Source organism: Arthrobacter sp. 10T44, from assembly GCF_056393885.1.
In genome coordinates, this window is sequence record NZ_JBFTGT010000008.1 from 130,243 (window position 1) to 151,643 (window position 21,401).

Below are 21,401 nucleotides of genomic sequence, written 5' to 3' on the forward strand. Positions count from 1 at the left end.
CGCCTGCGGCGGCAACACCGTCGCAGGCGGCCACGAATGAGCGGCCGGTCTGCGTACAATGGCTAGGTCCGAATTTCGGATTTGGCCGGCAGACCGGCCTTTACTTTTGCACACCCGGCCGGGGACGCCTTCATTTCCGCGCGGAATGAACAGCGGTGTGCGCACGCAATCCAGCTTTCAGGAGCCCAATGAACGCCGTCCAGAGGTTCATCAGAAGCAGAGTGCTTTTGCTGACCGCGTCCATTTTGATCGTGGCCATGTGCCTGTCCGTGCTGGTGCAGGGCCAGTCGCAGGCCGCGCTGAACCGCACCGTTGACCAGAACTCCCGGGGGCTCTACGACGTCCTCGTCCAGGCCAAGGCCGACGACAACGGCGGGCTCATGCAGCCCGAAATCGCCACCGGCCAGGGCGGCATCAGCTTCGAACAGCTGGACTCCATCCGCAAGCTTTCCGGCACCTCGGTCGCGGCTCCGATCAGCCTCGTTTCCCGGGTCTCGCAGAACCTCGAAACCCCGCGCCTCGACGCTACCGACTACCTCGGCTACAACGCCGGACTGGCCGGCACCGCCGGTGACCCCAGCGCCACCGATCCGTCCAAGTGGCCCGCCGCCGAGTCTGTCCTGAGCGACACGGCCAAGAAATACCGCCTCACCGCCAGTGCCGTGAAGTCGGACGGCACGTCCGATCAGACCCTGTTCAAGACGACCGCCGAGGGCTCCCTCGGCAAGGCCAAGCTCATCGAAGAGGAAGTGGCCGGCGGCAAGAACGTCCGGATCGCGGGCCCGGAAGGCGAGACCGGAATCAAGTTCCCCGCCCCGGCCGGCGGCTCGGAGCACAACCTGTTCAACCTCTCGGTTTCGCTGCCGCTGGCCCCGCAGGTGACCGAGTCCGTCGTCGCCGTCGATCCGGTCTCGGAGCGCGCGCTCCTGGGCGGCTCCGGCGACTTCCTCGCGCCGCTGGAGAAGGCGCCCCCGGCCGACGCCCGCAATGCCGGCGCGATCGGCCGCCACTTCGAAAGCCTCTTCACCAGCGGCATCAGCATGGAACAGCTCAAGGAAGGCCCCGACTTCCTTGGCGTCAAGCTGAAGTACTGGGCCCCGCTGATGACGCAGTACCAGCAGGCCAAGCGCGCCGGTCAGCTGACCGACGATTCGCAGGCGATTCCGCTGATCGTCCGGTCCGGCACCTCCCTTGACCTCAAGTACTCCGTCAAGATCGAGGAAATCGACGACGCCGGCAACGTCACCAAGGACGTCGGCACCGTGACCCGCTCACTGGACAAGGACTACCTTCCCTTCGTCTCCAAGTCCCCGTTCGCCCTGGAGTGGCCCGGATCCAAGGACCTCTCCAAGCTGCTCGGCGACACCGGCAGCTTCGGCCAGGGCCTCTACAACCCCGCGACCTGGAGCACCGACTTCGCCGCCGCGCCCAAGTACAAGGACGGAAAGACGGCCGGCAACGGCGCCGTCGACAAGTCCGCGGTCCCGGGCGACTGGGTCACCGTCAACCGGCTGCCGGAGAAGGGCGCCAACGACGCCCCGGTGGACCAGACGCAGCGCACCCCGGTCGACGAGCGCTCCTACCGCGAAAACCTTGCGACCGGGAAGAAGCCCGCCACCCCGCTGGCCATGGTCTACGGCACCTTCGATCCAGCCAAGGTCCAGGAAGCGGCCGGCGACGTCAACCGGCTTCCGCTCGGCGGCTATGACCCGACCCCGTTCACCCTGACCAAGGACGCCGACGGCAAGGACGTCGAAAAGACCGCCCTCAAGCCTTCACTCAGCGGTACCGGCCTGGTCAGCCAGTCGGCCGGCGCCATCACCGACTACTACGGCCTGGCCGCGGCCCGCGGCTACGAGAAGAACGCCTCCGTGATCGACGCCGTGCGCGTCCGTGCCAAGGTCGACGGCAGCTGGAAGCAGGCCCAGCCCGAGGTCGAGAAGCTTGCCAGCGAGATCCGCGACATGGGCCTGCAGGCGACCGTGGTTGCAGGCTCGGCCCGCGAGGACGCCAGCATCTTCGTGCCCGGCTACTCCAAGGACGACGCCGGCAAGGAGTCGCCGCTGGGCACCGTGCAGCAGTCCTGGGTTCGCCAGGACGCCGCCGACGCGGTCTCCGGCTCGCTGACCGGCACCAACCTCACCCTGCTCTTCCTGACCCTGTGCGGGGCCGCCCTGCTCACCGGCGCCTCCACCGTCAGCTATGTCCGCAAGCGCCGCCGCGAGGCCGGAACGCTCCGGGCCATGGGCTGGACGCAACGCAAGATCCGGTCCTGGGTGCTCGCCGAGTTCGGCGTCGGCGCGGCACTGCTGGCCGTCGCCGGGATCGCCCTGAGCCTGCTCAGCTGGAACCCTGCCACCGCGGTCGTCTCCGCTTCGGTCCTGGTCCTCTACTGCGGCGCCGCCTACTTCGCGGCGCAGCAGCTGCGGCACCGGGAGGTCATCGACCAGGAACCGCAGCACGATGAACGGCTCATCCCCGTCGATTCGCCGCTGACCTTCGCCAGCCGGCAGCTGAGCACCAACAAGTTCAACACCGGCTCCCTCGCCGTCGCCGTCGGCGTCTTCGGTGCCGCGGTGGGCGGACTCGCCGCGCTGCTGATCGACATTCCGCGTGCCGCGGGCGCCAGCGCCCTCAGCGGACTGGCCGCGGCCAGTATCGCGATGCCGAGCATCATCCTGGGCGTGTCCGGCGTCGCCGTGGGCCTGCTGTTGACCATGGTCACCGGACGCTTCGAACTGGGGGCCAAGCGCCAGTATCTCGGGATCCTGCAGGCGATGGGCTGGAACCCGGACATGCTGGGCCAGGTCCGCTTCTTCGAAAATGCCATGGTGGGAGCCATCGCCGTGCCGCTGGGTGTCCTTGGCGCCCTGGGCATTGGCTTGCTCCTCGCCCCCTATGCCGCACTCTGGGCCGGAATCGCCGGACTCGTGGCTGTACTTTGCTGGATTCCGATTGCAACGAAAGTGGTCCAATGACTAACGAGCTGAACCTGACCAGGGCGGCCCGGAACCGGATGCCGGAGAGCACCGGGAACGGCGGCCACCAGACCCGCGCCAACACGATCGTGAAGGCCACGGACCACGCCACACCGCTGGAACTGAGCAACATCACCATCCACTACGGCGGCGGCAAGGGCGGCGCGGAGGCGGTCAACGTCGTCGACGACTTCAACATGACGCTGCACGCCGGCGAAATGCACTGTGTCGCCGGCCGCTCCGGCTCGGGCAAGACCAGCATCCTGACCGTCGGCGCGGGCCTGACCCTGCCGACGTCGGGCCGGGTGTTCTGGGAAGGCGACTCGCTCGAAACCATGGGCGACGACGAAATCGCCGACCGCCGCCGTGCGCTGATCGGGTACGTCGACCAGGGCGGCGCCCTGATTGACGGCATGAGCGCGCTGGAGAACGTGCTGCTTCCGGCCGTCCCCGACGGCGAAGTGGAACAGCGCCGCGACATGGCCAAGGACCTCCTGGACCTCGTCGGCCTGGGCCGGCGCATGCGCCACCGTCCCGCCCAGCTCTCCGGCGGCGAACGCCAGCGCGTCGCAATCGCCCGGGCCTTGATCCTCGGCACCCGCGTGCTGGTGGTCGACGAGCCCACCGCGAGCCTGGACCGCACCTCGGCCAACCGCATCATCAGCATCCTCAAGGACACGACGTCGGACGGCATCGCCGTCCTGGTCGCTTCACACGACCACGAACTTGTCCGCCAGAGCGATACCCTGACCGAACTGATCTAGGTTAATAACGTGACGCCTTCCGAAAAAACCCCGTTCTACATCACCACGGCCATCAGCTACCCCAACGGCGTGCCGCACATCGGCCACGCCTACGAGGTCATCGCCACCGACGCGATGGCGCGGTTCAAGCGGCTGGACGGCTATGACGTGTTCTTCATGACCGGCACCGACGAGCACGGCCTGAAGATGCAGCAGACGGCGGAAAAGGAAGGCATCCCGGTCAAGGAGCTTGCCGACCGCAACTCGGCCGCGTTCCGCCAGATGAGCGATGATCTGGGCATCTCGCTCAGCCGCTTCATCCGTACCACGGACCCGGACCACTACGAGGCGGCCAAGGCGCTCTGGCAGCGGATGGAAGCCAACGGAGACATCTACCTCTCCAAGTACGCCGGCTGGTACTCGGTCCGCGACGAGCGCTACTTCGTCGAGGACGAGACCGAGGTCCGTGAAGACGGCCTCCGCTACGCCTCCGAAACCGGCACCGAGGTGACCTGGACCGAGGAGGAGAGCTACTTCTTCAAGCTCTCGGCCTATCAGGACAGGCTGCTGGCCCTCTACGCGGACCACCCGGACTTCGGCGCCCCGCACAGCCGCTTCAACGAGGTCATCAGTTTCGTCAAGGGCGGCCTCGAGGACCTCTCGATCAGCCGGACGTCCTTCAAATGGGGTGTGCCGGTGCCGGGCAACCCGGACCACGTCATGTACGTCTGGGTCGACGCGCTGACCAATTACCTGACCGGCGTCGGCTTCCCGGACACGGGTTCGGAGAGCTTCCGGAAGTACTGGCCCGCCGACGTCCACGTGATCGGCAAGGACATCTCCCGGTTCCACGCTGTGTACTGGCCGGCATTCCTGATGTCCGCCGGGCTGGAACTGCCCAAGCGTGTGATGATCCATGGCCACCTGCACAACCAGGGCATCAAGATGTCCAAGTCGCTGGGCAACGTGGTGGCGCCGGCTGACTGGGTGGCGCAGTACGGACTGGACCAGGTCCGCTTCTTCCTGCTCCGAGAGGTGCCGTTCGGCGCTGACGGCAACTACAGCCACGACGCGATTGTCGGTCGGATGAACTCGGACCTGGCGAACAACTTCGGCAACCTGGCGCAGCGTTCCCTGTCCATGGTGGCGAAGAACTGCGAGGGCCGCGTCCCGGTCCCGGCCGGCTTCAGCGCAGAGGACGCCGCACTGCTGGGCCAGGCCATGGGCCTGCTGGGCATCGCCCGCGCAGCGTTCGAGAAGCAGGAATTCAGCCGCGCGCTCGAAGCCATCTGGAACGTGCTCGGCGACACCAATGCCTACTTCGCCGAGCAGGCTCCGTGGGTGCTTCGGAAGACCGACGTCGAACGCATGAACACCGTTCTGTACGTCACCCTCGAAGTGTTGCGGATCGTCGCCATCCTCGCCCAGCCGGTCATGCCGACGGCGGCCGCGGCCATCCTTGACAGCCTGGGCCAGTCCGAAGGGGAAGCCCGCGACTTCGCTGCCCTGGAGACCCCGATCGAGGCCGGGACGCCGTTGCCCGCCCCGGCCCCGGTGTTTCCCAAGTACGAGGAGCCCGCAGAGGCGTAGCCCCAGCTGATCCCCCGCACCACCCCGCGAGGTGACAGTTCACGGCAGTGTTCGCCCGGAACACCGCCGTGAACTGTCACCTCGCTTTCTTGCGCCCAAGTAGTTTCCCTTTCGTAACGGGTGCTCCGGGAGTGAAAGCGGGCAGAGATTACTCGGGACTCTCCGAGTTGCCCCGGCATACGGTTACGGCGTTAGCGGTCTGATGAAGCCCTTGGGGGAGTAACTCATCACTCACCCTCAATGTTCCAGACCGGGACTCGCACACCCGGTCGCCGATGTTGCTCCGCTGGGTGCCGTCAGGTCGAAAGTCGACTCGTGATGGAGCAACCAAAAATGAGACGAACTATGGCAACAATGGGGATTTTAGGTCTGGCACTGCTGGGTTCAGCGGGCACGGCCAACGCCGCTGCTGTCGGCGGCGGTGACACCGGGAGCGGGGAAGTGACATCCTCGCCCGGCACGGGCGGCCCTGGCCAGGCGCCTGGCGCCGGCCAGCCCGACAACCCGGGCGCACCGGACATCGCGGGGGCACCGGACATCGCGGGGGCGCCGGATGCGCTGCCGGGTCCGGTGACCATCCCGCCCGTGGCCTCGGGTACGCCGGACAACTCGGAGAAGCCGGACCCCCTGCCGGGGCCCGTGACGATCCCGCCAGTGGCCGATCCGCCGGCCAACGGCGGGACTCCAGAGACTCCGACCGTTCCGGTGACCAACCCGCCGGCAAACGGCGGAACGCCAGACAATTCGCACCAGCCGGGTGACAAGCCGGACGGCTCGCACAAGCCGGGTGACAAGCCGGGTGACAAGCCGGACGGCTCGCACAAGCCGGGCGACAAGCCGGGTGACAAGCCGGACGGCTCGCACAAGCCGGGTGACAAGCCGGACGGCTCGCACAAGCCGGGCGACAAGGGCGACCATGGCGACAAGGGCGACCATGGCGAGCACGGCGACCACGGCGACAAGGGCGACCATGGCGACCACGCAAACTGGCCCGGCAAGGACGATAAGTGCGAGCCGGGTGACCGTGGCGACAAGGGAAACCACGCCGGCTGGCCGGGCAGGTGGGATAGGGGCGACCATGGCGACACGGCCGACCGCGCCGACTGGCCGAACAAGTGGGACAAGGGCGACCGCGGTGACAAGGGCGACCATGGAGACAGGGGAGACCGCGCCGACTGGCCGAACAAGTGGGACAAGGGCGACAAGGGTCATCACCACGGCGACGACTGCGACTGGCCGGGCAAGTGGGACAAGGACGAGTGTGAGGATCCGCCGGCACACGAGCCCAAGAACCCGCCGGCTGTGAAGCCCGCAGCGCCGCCCGCAGCGAAGCCTGTGGCACCGCCGACCGGCGCGGCCCAGGGTGCTCCCGTGGTCAACATGGGCTTCAACGTCCAGACGGCGGTGGCCGGCACTCCCAGTGCCGGAATTCCGCTTTGGCTCTCCGTGCTGACCGGACTCCTGACAGCGGGGGCCGCAACGGCCCTGCTCCGGGGCATGGTCCGGAGCGGTAACGCCAACAGCTAAGGAAAGATGCGGGCCGGTTGCCGTTGTGCAGCCGGCCCGCACAGCTACTGCCCTCGAGCAAGCACTGCACCAGGAGCTCTCATGGCCCTTCGCCGTAATGCCGATCATTCCGTCGAGACGGCACCGCGTGGACTGCTGCTGGGTGGCCGGGACAAACTGGTGCTGGTCGCCTGCATCGTTGGGCTGCTGGCGGCGTGGCTCGTCTACGCGGCCTTCGGTCTCAATGCCGGAGGTAGCGGCGCCGCCGGGCCCGCAGCGGGACCCATTCCTACGGCCACCGCAGCAGCGCAAAGCCCGGTTCCGTCCGCCCCTGGACCCACCTCGTCTGCTCCACAAAAGGCAGCCCCCAAGGCGGCCGTCCGACGCACCGCCCCGCCGGCGCCGGGCCCGGCTGCGGCCGCCCCGCAGCGCATTTCCTATCCCGCAGCGCGGATGGACGTGGTGATTCATCCCCTGCAGCCCAGCCAGAGTGAAGCTGCAAGCCAGAGCATCGTTCCTCCCGAAACCATGGACGGCTACTGGCTCACCCCCTTCGGCGTGCCAGGTGTCGGGTCGACAAACACCACCTACGTCGTCGGCCACAGCTGGCAGGGCGTCGACGCGCCCTTCAACCACCTGAGCACGATGGCCGCACGCGGCGACAAATTGACTGTACAGACGGCCACCGGCGTCATCACCTACAAGGTGGATTCCGTGACCACCTACCTCAAGTCGGGCCTGAAGGACAGCCCAATCTGGTCCGTCGTCCCCAATCGACTGGTGCTGATTTCCTGCTATACCGGGGACCTCTGGGGAAAGAACGTGACCGTGGTCGCGTCCCCGGTTGCGGCCGGCTGAGGATCCCCCGCCGCCCTTCCGAATATTGAGACAATTTGACCAGCATGTGGATGCCTTGGCTACCCTGAAAACATGAGCGCATCCACGATTGATCTCGCAGTCATCCCAGGCGACGGCATCGGCCCGGAAGTTACGGCCGAGGCGCTAAAGGTCCTGGAGAAGGCCGCCGCCGCCGAAGGCATCGACCTGAAGCAGACCCACTACAAGCTCGGCGCCCAGCACTGGCTGGAGACGGGGGAGACGCTGCCGGCAGAAACCCTCGCCGACCTCCGTACCCGGGACGCCATTCTCTTTGGCGCGGTGGGAGCCGCCCCCGGCGACACCCGGATCCCCTCCGGGATCATCGAACGCGAACTGCTGCTCAAGCTGCGCTTTAGCCTGGACCACTTCGTGAATCTGCGCCCCTCCCGGCTGTACGCCGGCGTCGGCAGCCCGCTCGCGAACCCGGGCAACATCGACTTCATCGTGGTCCGCGAAGGCACCGAGGGGCCGTACGTCGGCAACGGCGGGACGCTGCGGGCCGGCACCCCGCACGAGGTGGCCACCGAAGTCTCGCTGAACACCGCCCACGGTGTGGAGCGTGTGGTCCGGGATGCCTTCCGCCGCGCCAACGAGCGCCCGCGCAAGAAGCTGACCCTGGTGCACAAGCACAACGTCCTGGTCTTCGCCGGGCACCTCTGGAAGCGGACCGTGGAAGAAGTGGCGCAGGAATTCCCCGAGGTCAGCCACGACTACCTGCACGTGGATGCTGCCACGATCTTCATGGTCACCGACCCGGCGCGCTTCGACGTCATCGTCACGGACAACCTCTTCGGTGACATCCTCACCGACCTTGCCGCCGCTATCACCGGCGGCATCGGCCTCGCAGCCTCGGGCAACATCAACATGGACCGCACCGCGCCGTCCATGTTCGAGCCGGTCCACGGATCGGCGCCGGACATTGCCGGCCAGCAGAAGGCCGACCCCAGCGCGGCCATCCTGTCCGCAGCGCTGTTGCTGGACCACCTGGGCTACGCAACTGCGGCACGGAAGATCGAGGCGGCCGTCGCCGCCGACGTCGAAAGCCGGGACGGCAGTTACCGGAGCACCGCCGCCATCGGCGACGCGATCGCCGCCGCCCTCTGACACCCGGGCGTAAGCTTGTTGCGAATCACCAAAATGCTGCCGTGGTCCGAGGATGAACCACGTTCATACACCAGGCAGCCGACCGTGGAGGAACCATGACCCAGACTGCCCATGGCGTCGAATTCAGCCAGCGGCTCTCGGCAACCCCGAAGTCCGCTGAAGAACGTGCAGCCATCCTGGCCAACCCGGGATTCGGCGACCATTTCACCGACCACACCGCGATCGTCGACTACAGCGTCGACGCCGAGGGCAGAGGCGGCTGGCACGATCCGCGGATCGAACCCTACGGTCCCATCATGCTTGATCCTTCCGCAGCGGTCCTTCACTACGGCCAGGAGATCTTCGAAGGGCTTAAGGCCTACCGCCACGCCGACGGCTCCATCTGGACGTTCCGGCCCGAAGCCAACGCCGCGCGCCTGAACAAGTCTGCGCGCCGGCTCGCCCTCCCGGAGCTTCCGGAGGAATACTTCCTTACCGCCATCCGCGAGCTCGTGTCCGTGGACCGGGAATGGGTTCCTTCCGGCGACGGCGAGGCCCTCTACCTGCGCCCCTTCATGATCGCTACCGAGGCCTTCCTGGGCGTCCGGGCTGCCCGCGAAGTGTCGTTCCGCGTCATCGCCTCTCCGGCCGGCAACTACTTCGGCGGCGAACTGAAGCCGGTTTCCATCTGGATCTCCCGCGAATACGCCCGTGCCGGCCGCGGCGGCACCGGCGCCGCCAAGTGCGGCGGCAACTATGCAGCCTCCCTCATTGCGCAGCAGGAAGCCGAGGCGCACGGCTGCAAGCAGGTCCTGTTCCTGGACCAGTTCAACGACAACGCCGTCGAGGAACTCGGCGGAATGAACGTCTTCTTCGTGATGAAGGACGGCTCGCTGGTGACCCCCGCGCTGTCCGGGACCATCCTGGAGGGCGTCACCCGCTCCTCCGTGATGCAGGTCGCCCGGGACATGGGCCGCGAGGTCACCGAGCGCAAGATCACCCTGGATGAGTGGCGCGACGGTGTCGCCTCCGGCGAGATCACCGAGGTCTTCGCCTGCGGCACCGCAGCCGTCATCACCCCGATCGGCGTGCTCAAGGACGATACCGAGTTCATCGGCTCCGAGGACGCCACGGCCGGCGAGACCACCATGGCCATCCGCCAGCAGCTGCTCGGCATCCAGACCGGGACCGTGGAGGACACGCACGGCTGGCTGACCCGCCTGGCGTAGCCCGCAGCAACAAGTACGACGGCGGTCCGCACCTTCGGGTGCGGGCCGCCGCAGTTTGCGGCCGCCAGCCAACACACCCTTATGGTCCGGAAGTCCCTGTTTTCCTGCCGGCCGCAGCGCCACACTGGAGCCATGACTGGGCTGATACAGGTTCTGGGCATCGTTTTCGGGATCGTCCTGATCGCCGTCGGCATCCTGGAGTCGTTTTTCTTCCGTGACCAGCGGTTCTACCGGCTCTTCCTGATCGAACCGGAAGACGTCGCGGCGGTACGGATGTGGACCTTCAACCTCGGCTTCTACAACATGATCTGGGGCGTGGGCGCGATTATCGGTGCGCTCATGCTGACCGGTGCGGAGCCGGCGGCCGGCCGAACCCTCCTGTTATTCACCGCCGTCGGCCACGTCCTGCTGGGCATCATTCTGGTCCTGTCCGAGCGCCGGCTCTGGGCCAGCGCCATCGCCGAGGCCCTTCTGCCCGCCGTCATTGTCGTCCTGCTGCTCCTTTGAGCGTCCCCGGTGGGAAGATGGAAGAGTGATTCCCGATGATGCCCGCGCCCTGGTCCGCAGCACCGAGCTGACGCGGTTCCGCCTTGCCCCGAACCCGGGCCCGATGAGCCTGCACGGCACCAACTCCTACGTGGTGGCGGCACCCGGCTCGGCCGGCGTCGTGGTGGTGGATCCGGGACCCCTCGACGAAGACCACCTGCGCGAACTGACCCAGTACGGCGCCGTCGAACTGATCCTCATTACGCACCGCCACGCCGACCACACCGCGGCCGCGGCACGCTTCGCCGAACTCACCGGAGCCCCCGTCCGCGCCGCAGACCCCGCACACTGCCACGGGGGAGAGCCGCTTCGGGAGGGCGAGGTGCTGCATGCCGCCGGGGTGGAAATCCGCGTGCTGGCGACACCTGGCCACACCTCCGACTCGGTTTGCTTCCACCTGCCCCAGGACGGAGCCCACGGCGCAGTCCTCACCGGGGACACCATCTTAGGCGTCGGCACCACCGTCCTGGATTACCCCGACGGCAAGCTGGGGGACTACCTCGAGTCCCTGGACCGGCTGGAAAGCCTGGGTCCGGCCACCGTCCTGCCCGCCCACGGCCCCATGCTTCCGGCGCTGGACAGCATCGTTCGCGCCTACCGGGACCACCGGCAGGACCGCTTGGCCCAGATCCGCGCCGCCCTCGCCGGGCTCGGAGCGGAGGCGGGCGTCGAAGAAGTGGCCGACGCCGTCTACGCCGCCGTCGACCCGGCTGTCCGGCCCGCGGCGGAACTGTCCGTCGCCGCACAACTCGATTACCTGCGCTCACGTGGCCCCTCCTGAATCGCGCAGCCCGGGCCTTGCCGCCTGAGACGGTACGCTAGGAACCATGCGTATCGCCCGGTTTGTAGTCGATTCTGATCCCATGTACGGCATTGTTGAGGGCCAGCCCGGCAGTGAGGAAGTCACTGTCATCAATGGCGACCCCTTCTTCCACGGTGTGGAGCGGACCGCCGTCAAGCACAAGCTGGAGGACGTCCGCCTCCTCGCCCCGATCATCCCGCGCAGCAAGGTCATCGGCGTCGGGCGCAACTTCGTGGAACACGCCCGCGAGCTCGGCAACGAGGTGCCGGCGCAGCCGCTGCTCTTCCTCAAGCCCAACACCTCGGTGATCGGCCCCAACGATCCGATCATCCTGCCGGAGTTCTCCGAGGAGGTCTCCTTCGAAGCCGAGCTGTGCGTCGTGATCGGCCGTATCTGCAAGGACGTCCCGGAGGAGCGCGTCGATGACGTCGTCTTCGGCTACACCTGCGGCAACGACCTCACCGCCCGGGACGTCCAGAAGACCGATCTGCAGTGGGCACGGGCGAAAGGCTTCGACACCTCGGCGCCGCTGGGGCCGTGGATCGAGACCGAACTGGACACCGAGGACCTGCAGATCCAGGGCCGGCTTAACGGCGAGCTCCGCCAGGACGGCAGCACCAGCCAGATGATCCGCGGCGTCCGCGAACTCGTTTCCATCGTCTCGCAGGCCTTCACCCTGCTCCCCGGCGACGTCATCATGACCGGCACCCCGGCCGGCGTTGGCCTGGTCAAGGCAGGAGACCGGTTCGAGGTCGAGATCGAGGGCATCGGCCGCCTCTCCAACCCGGTGGTCCGCCGCTAACTGCCCCACGCGGAAGAAACCGCGCCGATTTCGGACAGCCGCACCGTGGACCCACGGTGCGGCTGTCCGTTTCCGCAGCGGAATCCGACGGCGGGCACGCGGTAAAGTTGGTACCACTATGACTACTCCTTCTGCGCCCGACGCCGCCTCCAGCACCGCCACCACGGAAATGACCCGTGAAGTCACCGCCGAAACCCCGGTCCGCGTCCGGTTCTGCCCGTCGCCGACCGGCACCCCGCACGTCGGCTTGATCCGCACGGCCCTGTTCAACTGGGCCCACGCGAAGCACACCAAGGGCACCTTCGTGTTCCGCATCGAGGACACGGACGCGGCACGCGACTCGGAGGAGAGCTACCAGCAGCTGCTCGAGGCGCTCAAGTGGCTCGGCATCAGCTGGGAAGAGGGCGTGGAAGTGGGCGGCCCGCACGAGCCGTACCGCCAGTCCCAGCGCCTGGACCTCTACAAGGACGTCGTGGCCAAGCTCCTGGAGGCCGGCTACGCCTACGAGTGCTACTCGTCCCCGGAGGAAGTCGAAGCCCGCCACCGCGCCGCCGGCCGCGACCCCAAGCTGGGCTACGACAACTTCGACCGGAATCTGTCCGAGGAACAGCTCGCTGCGTTCAAGGCCGAGGGCCGCAAGCCCGTGCTGCGCGTGCGGATGCCCGACGAGGACGTCACCTTCACGGACATGGTCCGTGGCGAGATCACCTTCAAGGCCGGCAGCATCCCCGACTACGTGATCGTCCGTGCCGACGGCTCGCCGCTCTACACCCTGGTCAACCCGGTCGACGACGCCCTGATGGGTATCACGCACGTGCTGCGCGGCGAGGACCTGCTCTCCTCCACGCCCCGCCAGGTCGTCCTGATCCGCGCGCTCATGGAGATCGGCGTCGCCAGCTACCTGCCCGTCTTCGGGCACCTGCCGTACGTCATGGGGGAGGGCAACAAGAAGCTCTCCAAGCGCGACCCACAGTCCAACCTCTTCCTGCTCCGGGACCGCGGCTTCATCCCCGAAGGCCTGCTGAACTACCTGTCCCTGCTGGGCTGGAGCCTCTCCGCGGACGAGGACATCTTCACCGTTGAACAGCTGATCGAAAACTTCGACGTCAATGACGTGCTGGCCAACCCGGCCCGCTTCGACATCAAGAAGGCCGAAGCGATTAACGGCACGCACATCCGCATGCTGGACCCGGAGGACTTCCGCGGCCGCCTGGTTCCCTACCTGCAGTCCGCCGGCCTGGTCGGGGAGCAGCTGAGCGCCCGTGAGGAGGAGATCCTCGCGGAAGCAGCGCCGCTGATCCAGGAGCGCATCTCGCTGCTCGGCGAAGCGCCTGAGATGCTGGCCTTCCTGTTCAAGGCCGACGACGCGATCGACGTCGCCGACGACGCCCGCAAGGGCCTCCCGGAGAACCTGACCGAGGTGCTCGACGCGGCCCTGGCAGCGCTGGAACCCGTGGCCGACTGGACCGCGGACAACATCCAGGCCGCCCTCAAGGAGGCCCTGGTGGAAGGCCTGGGCGTGAAACCGCGCCTGGCGTTCGGCCCGGTCCGCACGGCCATCTCCGGGCGCCGGATCTCGCCGCCGCTGTTCGAGTCCATGGTCATCCTGGGCAAGGATTCGTCCCTGGCCCGCCTGCGCGCGTTCCGCGGCTGATGAACGGCGGGTCCGGGTCCGGGAGCGGGATCCTCGCCGCCGGTCTGGACGGCATCCGCGGGGTGCTGTTCGACATCGACGACACCCTCGTGGACCTCGAGTTCGCGATGACGACCGCCCTGCGGGATGTCAGCGAACACCTCCTTCCCGGTCTCGATGAGGCCGGCTGGGAGCGGTTCGGGCGGATCTTCACGCGGGAGACGACCCATTTCTACGACCGCTACCTGGCCGGCGAACTGAGCTTCAACGAACAACGGCTGCTGCGCGGCCGGGCCGCGCTGGGTCACTTCGGCGTCGAACTCGAGGAGGGCGAGCAGGCCCACCACTGGGTGAGCTCCTACGCCAGCCGCCAGCACAGCTACATCCGTGCCTTTGACGACGTGGCGCCGCTGCTGGACGCGCTCGACGCCGCCGGCGTTCCGTACGGGGCGGTGAGCAACAATGTGCACGACTACCAGCGGGTGAAGCTTGACGCCGCCGGGCTGGGGCGCATCGGCGTCCTCGTGGGCACGGACACGGTCGGCGTGCCCAAGCCGGATCCCGCGATCTACCTCGAAGGGGTGCGCCGGCTCGGAACCGGGGCCGGCGAAACGCTGTATGTCGGCGACAACCGGCTTCTTGACGCGGAAGGCTCGACGGCGGCGGGCCTGCTGGGCGTGTGGCTGAACCGCGGCGGGGAGCCCGCAGCAGGCTTCTCCGGGCGCGAGATCGGTTCGCTGCTGGAGCTGCTGGCCTGACGCGGCAGTCGGGCGATTCGGTATATATTCGTTCAGTCATGACTTCTTGTTTAAGCAACTTGGCAAGGACATAAGAACAAGGATCGCGGATCGCTAAATGCTGAGCGCGAACGCAGTAGGGACTGCAGGACCTGGCGGTCGTGCCAAGAAGAATTCATCAGGAAACATTGAACGGCGAACTGACATGAAGAGGTACACGTAGCAATGACAGGTAAAAGCGAAATGTTAGACCAAGAACCATCTGAGTTTGACCTCATGTCAGCGGCGGTAAATCAGAGCATTTCGGAGTACCACGGTAAGATTGAAATCACTGAGGGTTGCACGAGCATCTTGGTTTCAATTGAATCGCTTTCTGAACCGCATGGGGTGCCGCGTGCCGCTCTGGTCGCGTACAAGTTCTACGATCAGGACGGACTCGTCGTCGAGGCGGTGGAAAAGCACTTCATCAGTAAGGTGCATGGGCCGTTCTTTTATCTCGAACCGAGCCGAGACACAAGCCCGGCTCATACCTTCCAGAACTTAGAGGTACCCCCCGGGGCAGTTCGTTGCGAGCTAAACGGCCATGTGTGGAACAACAAGGTAGCCACCATTCTGAACCGCCTCCCGGTTCTGCAGCGGCAAGGTACTAATGAAAACTCGGAGTTCCTCACCGTCATGGGCGAGCCAGTGCCGATGCCGGTCAGCGATTACACCGCCACGCTTACGGTGCCAGATGAAACAAGTGAGTTGCACCTCGGATTTAAGTTCCAGGGGGATGACCAGCGCAAGGCGACCAAGGCGTTGATACTGGTTGATTTTCTTGGCGTCGGAGGAGACCTACTGCCGCCGACAGGGGATCTCGCGGTGAATCCGCTGCACGGAGCGTTCCTCTATTTGGAGGCCGGGCTAGAACAGCAGGATTGCGAGCTCTCTACTTCCATTAGGCTCCCGGCTGACTGCCGCTCTGTTCGACTAAGGGGTCAGGACTGGACTGCCGGTCGCATAACGCTATCCCAGGCGCCTGAAGTCCGCTTCTTCTCAGAAGCAGAATCTAGTACCTCTGATTTGCCATTGCGGCGTTTCTTCGAAGGTATGCCTGAAGATGACGGCCTCATTGTTATTTATACAACAGCCCGCGCTATTGGAAACGGGAGTTTGCTGTTGCGATCCAACCGGCTCGCTCTAGAATATGCGAAAGCGGGCAACTGGGTGGTCTTTTTCCCGTTCGGTTCGCTTGAAGCTGACGAATCGTCCAGGCCGCACGAACGCATTCTCCAGATGGACCGCAAGAACTTCAAGACCTTCATGGATGTTGCAATTCAGCGCAAAGGTCGAAAGAACAAGTTCATATGTTCTTCGTTTACGGACCTCCAGACGGCTTCTTCGATCGATCGGATGAAAGACAGCGGATGGACGGTCATGTACGAAGTACGTGATGATATGGAAGAGTTCAACCGAGTAGGCTATTCCAAGTGGTTCAATCCACTTCTTGAGGCGCGCGTCGCCAAGCGTTCTGACCTCGTGGTGGCCGTTAGTCCGAGGCTTCGAGAGAAGATCTCCACCATAGCTGGCCGAAACGATGTCAGATTGGTCCCCAATGCCGCGCCAGATGAACTAGTTGAGAGTGCGGCCTATTTGCGCACGGATGCGTCCATGGAGCTCAGACGTAACTCGAAGAAGGTTGGCTACATCGGTCACCTCACGCCTTCTTGGTTTGACTGGGATCTGCTCATCGCGGTGGCGCAGCGGTTACCCCAGGTGGACTTCGAGATTATCGGGCATGAGTTCCCCGAGGATCTCGCACTTCCAATAAATGTGGCTTATCTAGGTGCCATGCCGCACCATGAATGCATTGAATACGCAAAGGGGTGGCGGGCAGGTCTCATACCATTTAAGATATCGCCGCTGACTTACGGTGTTGATCCCAACAAGGTTTATGAGTACGTCGCCCTGGGCCTCAGGACTGTTAGTGCCCCCATGGGATCGGTGGAGAGTATCCCGGGCACTTGGGTTTACACGGATGTCGAGTCAGCAGTCAATGGCGTTCAGGACGCCGTTTCACGGCCGATAACGCCAGCTGAGCTCGCGTCCTACGAAGCCTATATCACCGAGGTGACCTGGTCTAAGCGAGCACTGGAAATGCTGGCAATTCTTGAAGGGGTTTAAGTGAAGAAACGCGTTTTGACCGTATATACGAATTGTTCACTAGGGGGAATGACCAGCGTCTATCGAGCGCGTGCGCTCGAGAATCCTGACACCCAGTACGATTTTGTCTTTTTGTTCGACCGGGGCGGTCTGCAGACCTATGAAGCACTCCCAAACTGCACCGTGAGGATTGTCCGTAAGGATAGGCTAAAGAACTACATAAATTATCTACTCAGTATTTTCAAATATCATGAGGTTTCCATCACCAGCCTTCCGGACCTGCCTGCACAACTGGAGTGGGACGGCACTACCTCGATATTCTATGAGTTCCACTCACCGATCGCATCGATTGTCGAGGCCGAGCTAGCGAAACTCAGCTTTGATGCGGTCGACGAGATTCATGCTCCCAGCGAATGGGCGGCCGATTTTGTGCGATCACGTTTGCCGCGAAGAAAGCACGTCCAAGTGAAATCGGTGCCCAATATGGTGGACCGGACTTCGTTCAACTTGGAGGGGCCTTCAGCGCAATTTCTCTCCCGCGACGGCATGACGCCGCTGTTGTGGATTGGGCGATTTGAAAATACCCAGAAAAACTACATCGATTTTCTTCGTGTCCTAAAGTTGTTGCCGGATAACTTTTACGGACTAATGATCGCAAGTTTGGAGACAGACCCCGCCCGGATGGGTTCTCTGCTGGCGGCAGCAGCGTACTACGATGTAGAGGATCGAGTTGATGTCTACTTAAATGTGGCTCAGCAAGAAATGGGCTCCATTCATCGAGCGGTGGCGGAGCGGGGTGGAGTCTTCTGCAGTACTGCGCTTTCGGAGTCCTTCGGCTATGGTGTCGCCGAGGCTGGTGCGTGTGGTGCCTCTGTCGTTGCCTACGATGTTGGGCCGCTCCGTGAGCATCCGATAGAGGATTACCGTTTGGTGCCTGTTGGTTCCCTAGTCGGCATGGCGGGGGCGATCCTGGAAGCTGCTGGTCTTCCGAAGCCCTCAGAACTCTAGGTGCAGTTCCGGGGCAGTTTGTGAACCGCGTGGCGCGATGTAAAGACGGAGAGCCTCCGGTACCGATTTGGGTTACCACACTCATCTCGACGCCAGGAGGCTCTCGTGTCCTACGTCAGCAATGCCAATGCAGACCCGACGCTCAGGCGCGGGAAAGCTCGCCGGGCTGGTTAGCGAGGAGGGCGGACTTTGCGCCGCGCCGCACAACGGTTCCGATGCTCGCCGGCCACGGCGAGGCAACGGGCGCACCGGTACCGGGCCTGCGGTGAGGATGGAAGGATGACTTGTCATCGCTGCCGTACCGGAGCCCGAATCGCACCAAGCCCGGCACGGAGCGGCGGAGTCTGGCGCTGCATTGCACCCGCCGCAGCGGAACTAGAGCTGAGACCCGAGACGTTAGTATGTGTATCGGCTCTTCGTGCTTTGTGGGCGCTCGAGCCTTGGCCTGCGGGGGCAAGCCGGCCCGCAGGCCTGTAGGGTTGGGATCGTTGTTGCGCTGGACTTTGAGTGGGGCCGCAAGCCTCAAACGCGATTAAGGCCGATTGTCTTGCTCAGAGCCACGGTGTGCCCGGTTACCGTTCTTTGAATCCGAGCCTCAGGTCCATCGTCGCGCGGTCCACGAACAGGCCCCCGGACCTATTCGTGAACGCCGTAATGCGGTCCGGTGGAACTGTGTCGGAACAGGTTCCCCGCGGTTTGTGGCGAATTCCCCGATGAATGCATATGCCGCCGTTCGGACTGCACTTCCGAGCCTGATGCACGAGGTTCGAGTTCGGCTGGGTGTACTGCCCAGGGACGTGGGTTCGGTGAATGTGGTGACTCGCTGGAGTCGCTGACTTATAGCTGGGGACCTCCGGCTGCACAGTTGAGTTGCGTAGACAAGCGCTGCAGCGACCGTGAGGTCCTCATGTCCCAACCCCAATGCCTCTTCCGGGTCGCTTGCACAGAGTTCCACGGAGATGAAACGGCGGCTACCGCAGTTGGAGTACTCCAGCGGGCAGTGTCATGGTTTACCGCCCGCTGCGTCACAGTCAAACAGGTCCTCTCCGGCAACGGCTCGGCCCATAAATCCCATCTCTGGTGGGACAAGTGCCGGGAACTGGGCATCACGCCAAAGAAGACCCGCCCTTACCGGCCGCAGACCAATGGAAAGATCGAACGCTTCCACCGAACACTCGCCGAGGGGTGGGCGTTCAAACGCTTCTACGCCTCCGAATCGGCCCGCAGAAGCGCCCTCCCGGCACGGCTGCAATACTACAATCACCAAAGGCCTAACACCGCAATCGGAGGCCACCCGCCCATCAGCGGCTTAGCCAACCTGCCTGGGGGCGGGACAGCTGGGCCGGCTCCCGGCCGGTCCGTTTCAAACGGTTGATGGCGGGTTTTCTTGCTGCGACCGTCGCTGCGGTCTCGCGGGCTATGATGAGGACTTCGATTGACTTCCATCAGTGGGAGAGCGTGAGCGAGAGACGGGCCGTCTGTGGCCCGCTATGTTCGACGAGGTCCCGGGAACCGCATCCGGAGGCATTACGGAGTGCCGCCGAAGGGTTGAGGAGGACGACTCGGTCGCCGCGGCGCTTGGTCGGACCGGCGAGCGACGACCCACCTGCCGAAGCCTGTACGGCCGCGTTCGTCACACCGATGACCTGCGCGGTGTTCAAGGTCAACATTGGTGGTCGCCAGGTCCCGAAGCGCTTCTAAGCGCAAAATGAGGGAGAGCTTCAGTTTCGACTACCAGCCCGGCCTCGAACGTAACACGATCGTGGACCTGGAAACCAGCCAGTTCCCCAGCGAAGCATCCATCATCGTCTTGCGCGGGCCTTCCGGAGCTGGCAAAACCCACCCAGCGGCCCGTCGCCGCCGGGGGCACCCAGTCGGGCCGCCGGGCCGTGTTCGCGACTGTTAACGACATGGTTGCCCGGTTCCAGGGCGGGCGACCACCGCTGCGGCACGCCTCACCGACTCTGACCTGGAACCTGCTGTTCGCACACTGGGGGCCACGTATCGGAGACCGAGTCCTCGCCTCGGCCATGATCGCTTCCATCGTCCTTTGCGCAAAGGAAGTCACCCTTGGGGCTCAAGCCACCGTCGAACCTACGTCGACGGGCCCATGCCTTCGACACGACCGGACAATTAGGCGGAATAACGAACGATCACGAAGCACACTTTTCAACCCACGAACGGCTCAGTTATCGAGCATCGCTGACACCGGGTCCGCCATCTCAGGGTGAGGTCCTCGAATCAGAGGCCGTCCTGACCTGCCTGGGTGCGCACGATAAGCGGAGACGGGGTCGGATTCGAAACCAATCGATTCAAAGCTCCGGGTCTGGAACGCTAGACATCAAGGACTGAGACGTGGTTGCCCCCGCGGCGAGCTGGGTGGTGAGGGGGCCGAACAGCTCGAGGACGCTACGCGTCACGTTAGTGGATTTTAAAGGGGCATCTGTTTGAGGTGTAGCAGTCAGTCGCGATAAAGCAGCGTGGAAATGGGAGGACGTAACCACTGATTATGGTGCGTTGTTTTTTCTCGTCCCTTGTCTAACCCGCAGGACTCGATCCGTTGTTCATGAAGACAATGAAGGCGCTTTGGCGTTGCGCTCTAGTTTTGAGCAGTGAGGTGGATTCTACGAAGAACGACCGCTCGTGGAACCCGCTAGCTTGGCGGCGGCTTCATCCCAGAGTCGCCCGAGACGCTCCGCCTCGGCCTGAGACATGATCTTTCGGTCGCGATAGTAGAAGGTCCCCGGGTAAAAGGTCACCTCGCCCAGATGCACGCCGTCCGGCGTGTCATAAAGGTCCACTCGGCAGAACGCCGAGGGCACCGCTGCGGAAACACGTTTGGCAACGGCAAGGAGTTCGCGCCAATTGGCAGGTGTCCGCGCAGTGACTATCTCTTCCAAATGCTGTGCCTTGTCCGCGACGGAGTACCGGGCATGGACGTCTGAGAAGGGTAGGAAAGATCCATCGAAATACATGGCACGGGCCGCACTGCCAGTGAGGTGGTCCTCCTTGAGGATCATTCCTACTTCACCTTGGAACGTGTAGAAGCGAATGTCCTGGGGCGGAGTGGAGCCTTCATGATCCCGCAAGAGCTGTTCGACGATATATTCCCCGCGCTCTGGGTCGTCATAGTAGCGCTGGGAGATGGAGCGGTATCTTTCGAGGATGTCGTCCATGCTCAGGACTTGATCTTGCAGGATGTCCTCGAACTTTCTGTCTTCGACTTTCTTGAGCAGTAGGATCCCGATGGAGGTCGATGCGTAAGAAGGTTTGATAACAAACTCATCCGGTAGCTCCGCGTCGACCAGGTCTGACAGCGCCCCTCGAAAGAAGACACGCGGCGTTTGCACACCGATTAGCTTCGCGAAGTCCCGCGAACGGTTCTTATCTCCCAACCCTGCGGGAACGAACTCTTCATTGCCGTCGAGGCGCTGCTTTAGGTGCTCAAAGTAATCCACGCACCAGATCTTAGCGGTCCGGGCTGAAAGCGCGAAAGTGAGAGCGAGCAGCCTGGCGGCGTCCTCACGCAGGCCGTCTGTCCCCGTGCGGACCGGACCATAGTGGCTGCGAGCTATGACCTGGGATGATCGGCCAGATGCTTATCTTCTCTCCGCTGCAGTTCGCCCACATTCGGTCGGAAGATAGACTGAGCCTGGTCCGTGTCGGCATGCTTGTCGTCCGTCCCTGGGCCGATTGCTGTTGCCCGCATTCTTGCAGCGG

The 21,401-nt window shown here is 64.3% G+C and carries 16 protein-coding genes and 2 pseudogenes; 17 read left to right on the top strand and 1 reads right to left on the bottom strand.

All coding sequences use genetic code 11. The features are described 5' to 3' along the window. Positions 1–188 precede the first annotated feature (188 nt). The 17 genes and pseudogenes from AC1DBL_RS13955 (at position 189) to AC1DBL_RS14035 (ending at position 19,587) form a co-directional block, all read left to right on the top strand. Positions 189–2,978: an ABC transporter permease gene (locus AC1DBL_RS13955; RefSeq protein ID WP_441417433.1), complete on the top strand. Its 2,790-nt coding sequence runs from the start codon at positions 189–191 to the stop codon at positions 2,976–2,978. Then, positions 2,975–3,742 (top strand): ABC transporter ATP-binding protein, encoded by a 768-nt coding sequence (locus AC1DBL_RS13960; RefSeq protein WP_346960862.1) that lies wholly within the window; start codon positions 2,975–2,977, stop codon positions 3,740–3,742. The genes AC1DBL_RS13955 and AC1DBL_RS13960 overlap by 4 nt, the downstream gene beginning before the upstream one ends. Positions 3,743–3,751: 9 nt before the next feature. After that, positions 3,752–5,311, top strand: coding sequence for a methionine--tRNA ligase (gene metG, locus AC1DBL_RS13965; RefSeq protein WP_441417434.1), 1,560 nt, complete (start codon positions 3,752–3,754; stop codon positions 5,309–5,311). A gap of 354 nt (positions 5,312–5,665) precedes the next feature. After that, positions 5,666–6,838 (top strand): hypothetical protein, encoded by a 1,173-nt coding sequence (locus AC1DBL_RS13970; protein WP_476926335.1) that lies wholly within the window; start codon positions 5,666–5,668, stop codon positions 6,836–6,838. An 81-nt stretch (positions 6,839–6,919) separates the two neighbouring features. After that, entirely contained in the window at positions 6,920–7,675 is a 756-nt protein-coding gene (locus tag AC1DBL_RS13975) for a class F sortase (RefSeq protein ID WP_476926336.1), read from the top strand. Between the two features lie 72 nt (positions 7,676–7,747). Continuing rightward, entirely contained in the window at positions 7,748–8,800 is a 1,053-nt protein-coding gene (locus AC1DBL_RS13980) for a 3-isopropylmalate dehydrogenase (protein ID WP_476926337.1), read from the top strand. 95 nt (positions 8,801–8,895) lie between these two features. After that, positions 8,896–10,008 (top strand): branched-chain amino acid aminotransferase, encoded by a 1,113-nt coding sequence (locus AC1DBL_RS13985; RefSeq protein WP_476926338.1) that lies wholly within the window; start codon positions 8,896–8,898, stop codon positions 10,006–10,008. A 132-nt stretch (positions 10,009–10,140) separates the two neighbouring features. Continuing rightward, positions 10,141–10,515 (top strand): DUF1304 family protein, encoded by a 375-nt coding sequence (locus AC1DBL_RS13990; RefSeq protein ID WP_476926339.1) that lies wholly within the window; start codon positions 10,141–10,143, stop codon positions 10,513–10,515. Positions 10,516–10,540: 25 nt separating this feature from the next. Continuing rightward, positions 10,541–11,335, top strand: coding sequence for an MBL fold metallo-hydrolase (locus tag AC1DBL_RS13995; RefSeq protein WP_441417440.1), 795 nt, complete (start codon positions 10,541–10,543; stop codon positions 11,333–11,335). 46 nt (positions 11,336–11,381) lie between these two features. Next, complete coding sequence (locus tag AC1DBL_RS14000; protein WP_441417441.1) at positions 11,382–12,158, top strand: fumarylacetoacetate hydrolase family protein; 777 nt, start codon at positions 11,382–11,384, stop codon at positions 12,156–12,158. Positions 12,159–12,276: 118 nt separating this feature from the next. Beyond that, on the top strand, positions 12,277–13,812 hold the full coding sequence (gltX, locus tag AC1DBL_RS14005; protein WP_476893364.1) for a glutamate--tRNA ligase: 1,536 nt from the start codon (positions 12,277–12,279) through the stop codon (positions 13,810–13,812). Further along, entirely contained in the window at positions 13,812–14,549 is a 738-nt protein-coding gene (locus tag AC1DBL_RS14010; protein ID WP_441417443.1) for an HAD family hydrolase, read from the top strand. Before gltX ends, AC1DBL_RS14010 begins: the two co-directional genes overlap by 1 nt. 204 nt (positions 14,550–14,753) lie before the next feature. Then, complete coding sequence (locus tag AC1DBL_RS14015; protein ID WP_476926340.1) at positions 14,754–16,694, top strand: glycosyltransferase family protein; 1,941 nt, start codon at positions 14,754–14,756, stop codon at positions 16,692–16,694. Positions 16,695–16,742: 48 nt separating this feature from the next. Beyond that, complete coding sequence (locus tag AC1DBL_RS14020) at positions 16,743–17,681, top strand: glycosyltransferase (RefSeq protein WP_476926341.1); 939 nt, start codon at positions 16,743–16,745, stop codon at positions 17,679–17,681. Positions 17,682–17,786: 105 nt separating this feature from the next. Beyond that, positions 17,787–18,055 (top strand): annotated as a pseudogene (locus tag AC1DBL_RS14025) (leucine zipper domain-containing protein); the annotation flags it as partial. A gap of 557 nt (positions 18,056–18,612) precedes the next feature. After that, positions 18,613–19,056: pseudogene (locus tag AC1DBL_RS14030) on the top strand (integrase core domain-containing protein); the annotation flags it as partial. A gap of 297 nt (positions 19,057–19,353) precedes the next feature. Continuing rightward, positions 19,354–19,587, top strand: a complete 234-nt coding sequence (locus tag AC1DBL_RS14035) for an ATP-binding protein (RefSeq protein WP_476926342.1) — start codon at positions 19,354–19,356, stop codon at positions 19,585–19,587. A gap of 718 nt (positions 19,588–20,305) precedes the next feature. Here AC1DBL_RS14035 and AC1DBL_RS14040 read toward each other — a convergent pair. Then, positions 20,306–21,139, bottom strand: coding sequence for an ATP-grasp fold amidoligase family protein (locus AC1DBL_RS14040; RefSeq protein ID WP_476926343.1), 834 nt, complete (start codon positions 21,137–21,139; stop codon positions 20,306–20,308). Positions 21,140–21,401: the final 262 nt, after the last annotated feature.

Bases quoted from the DNA above. Each gene is read 5' to 3' on its own strand.
- AC1DBL_RS13955 (WP_441417433.1), top strand. From the start codon at position 189: ATGAACGCCGTCCAGAGGTTCATCAGAAGCAGAGTGCTTTTGCTGACC.
- AC1DBL_RS13960 (WP_346960862.1), top strand. From the start codon at position 2,975: ATGACTAACGAGCTGAACCTGACCAGGGCGGCCCGGAACCGGATGCCG.
- AC1DBL_RS13970 (WP_476926335.1), top strand. From the start codon at position 5,666: ATGGGGATTTTAGGTCTGGCACTGCTGGGTTCAGCGGGCACGGCCAAC.
- AC1DBL_RS13975 (WP_476926336.1), top strand. From the start codon at position 6,920: ATGGCCCTTCGCCGTAATGCCGATCATTCCGTCGAGACGGCACCGCGT.
- AC1DBL_RS13980 (WP_476926337.1), top strand. From the start codon at position 7,748: ATGAGCGCATCCACGATTGATCTCGCAGTCATCCCAGGCGACGGCATC.
- AC1DBL_RS13985 (WP_476926338.1), top strand. From the start codon at position 8,896: ATGACCCAGACTGCCCATGGCGTCGAATTCAGCCAGCGGCTCTCGGCA.
- AC1DBL_RS13990 (WP_476926339.1), top strand. From the start codon at position 10,141: ATGACTGGGCTGATACAGGTTCTGGGCATCGTTTTCGGGATCGTCCTG.
- AC1DBL_RS14000 (WP_441417441.1), top strand. From the start codon at position 11,382: ATGCGTATCGCCCGGTTTGTAGTCGATTCTGATCCCATGTACGGCATT.
- gltX (WP_476893364.1), top strand. From the start codon at position 12,277: ATGACTACTCCTTCTGCGCCCGACGCCGCCTCCAGCACCGCCACCACG.
- AC1DBL_RS14010 (WP_441417443.1), top strand. From the start codon at position 13,812: ATGAACGGCGGGTCCGGGTCCGGGAGCGGGATCCTCGCCGCCGGTCTG.
- AC1DBL_RS14015 (WP_476926340.1), top strand. From the start codon at position 14,754: ATGACAGGTAAAAGCGAAATGTTAGACCAAGAACCATCTGAGTTTGAC.
- AC1DBL_RS14020 (WP_476926341.1), top strand. From the start codon at position 16,743: ATGACCAGCGTCTATCGAGCGCGTGCGCTCGAGAATCCTGACACCCAG.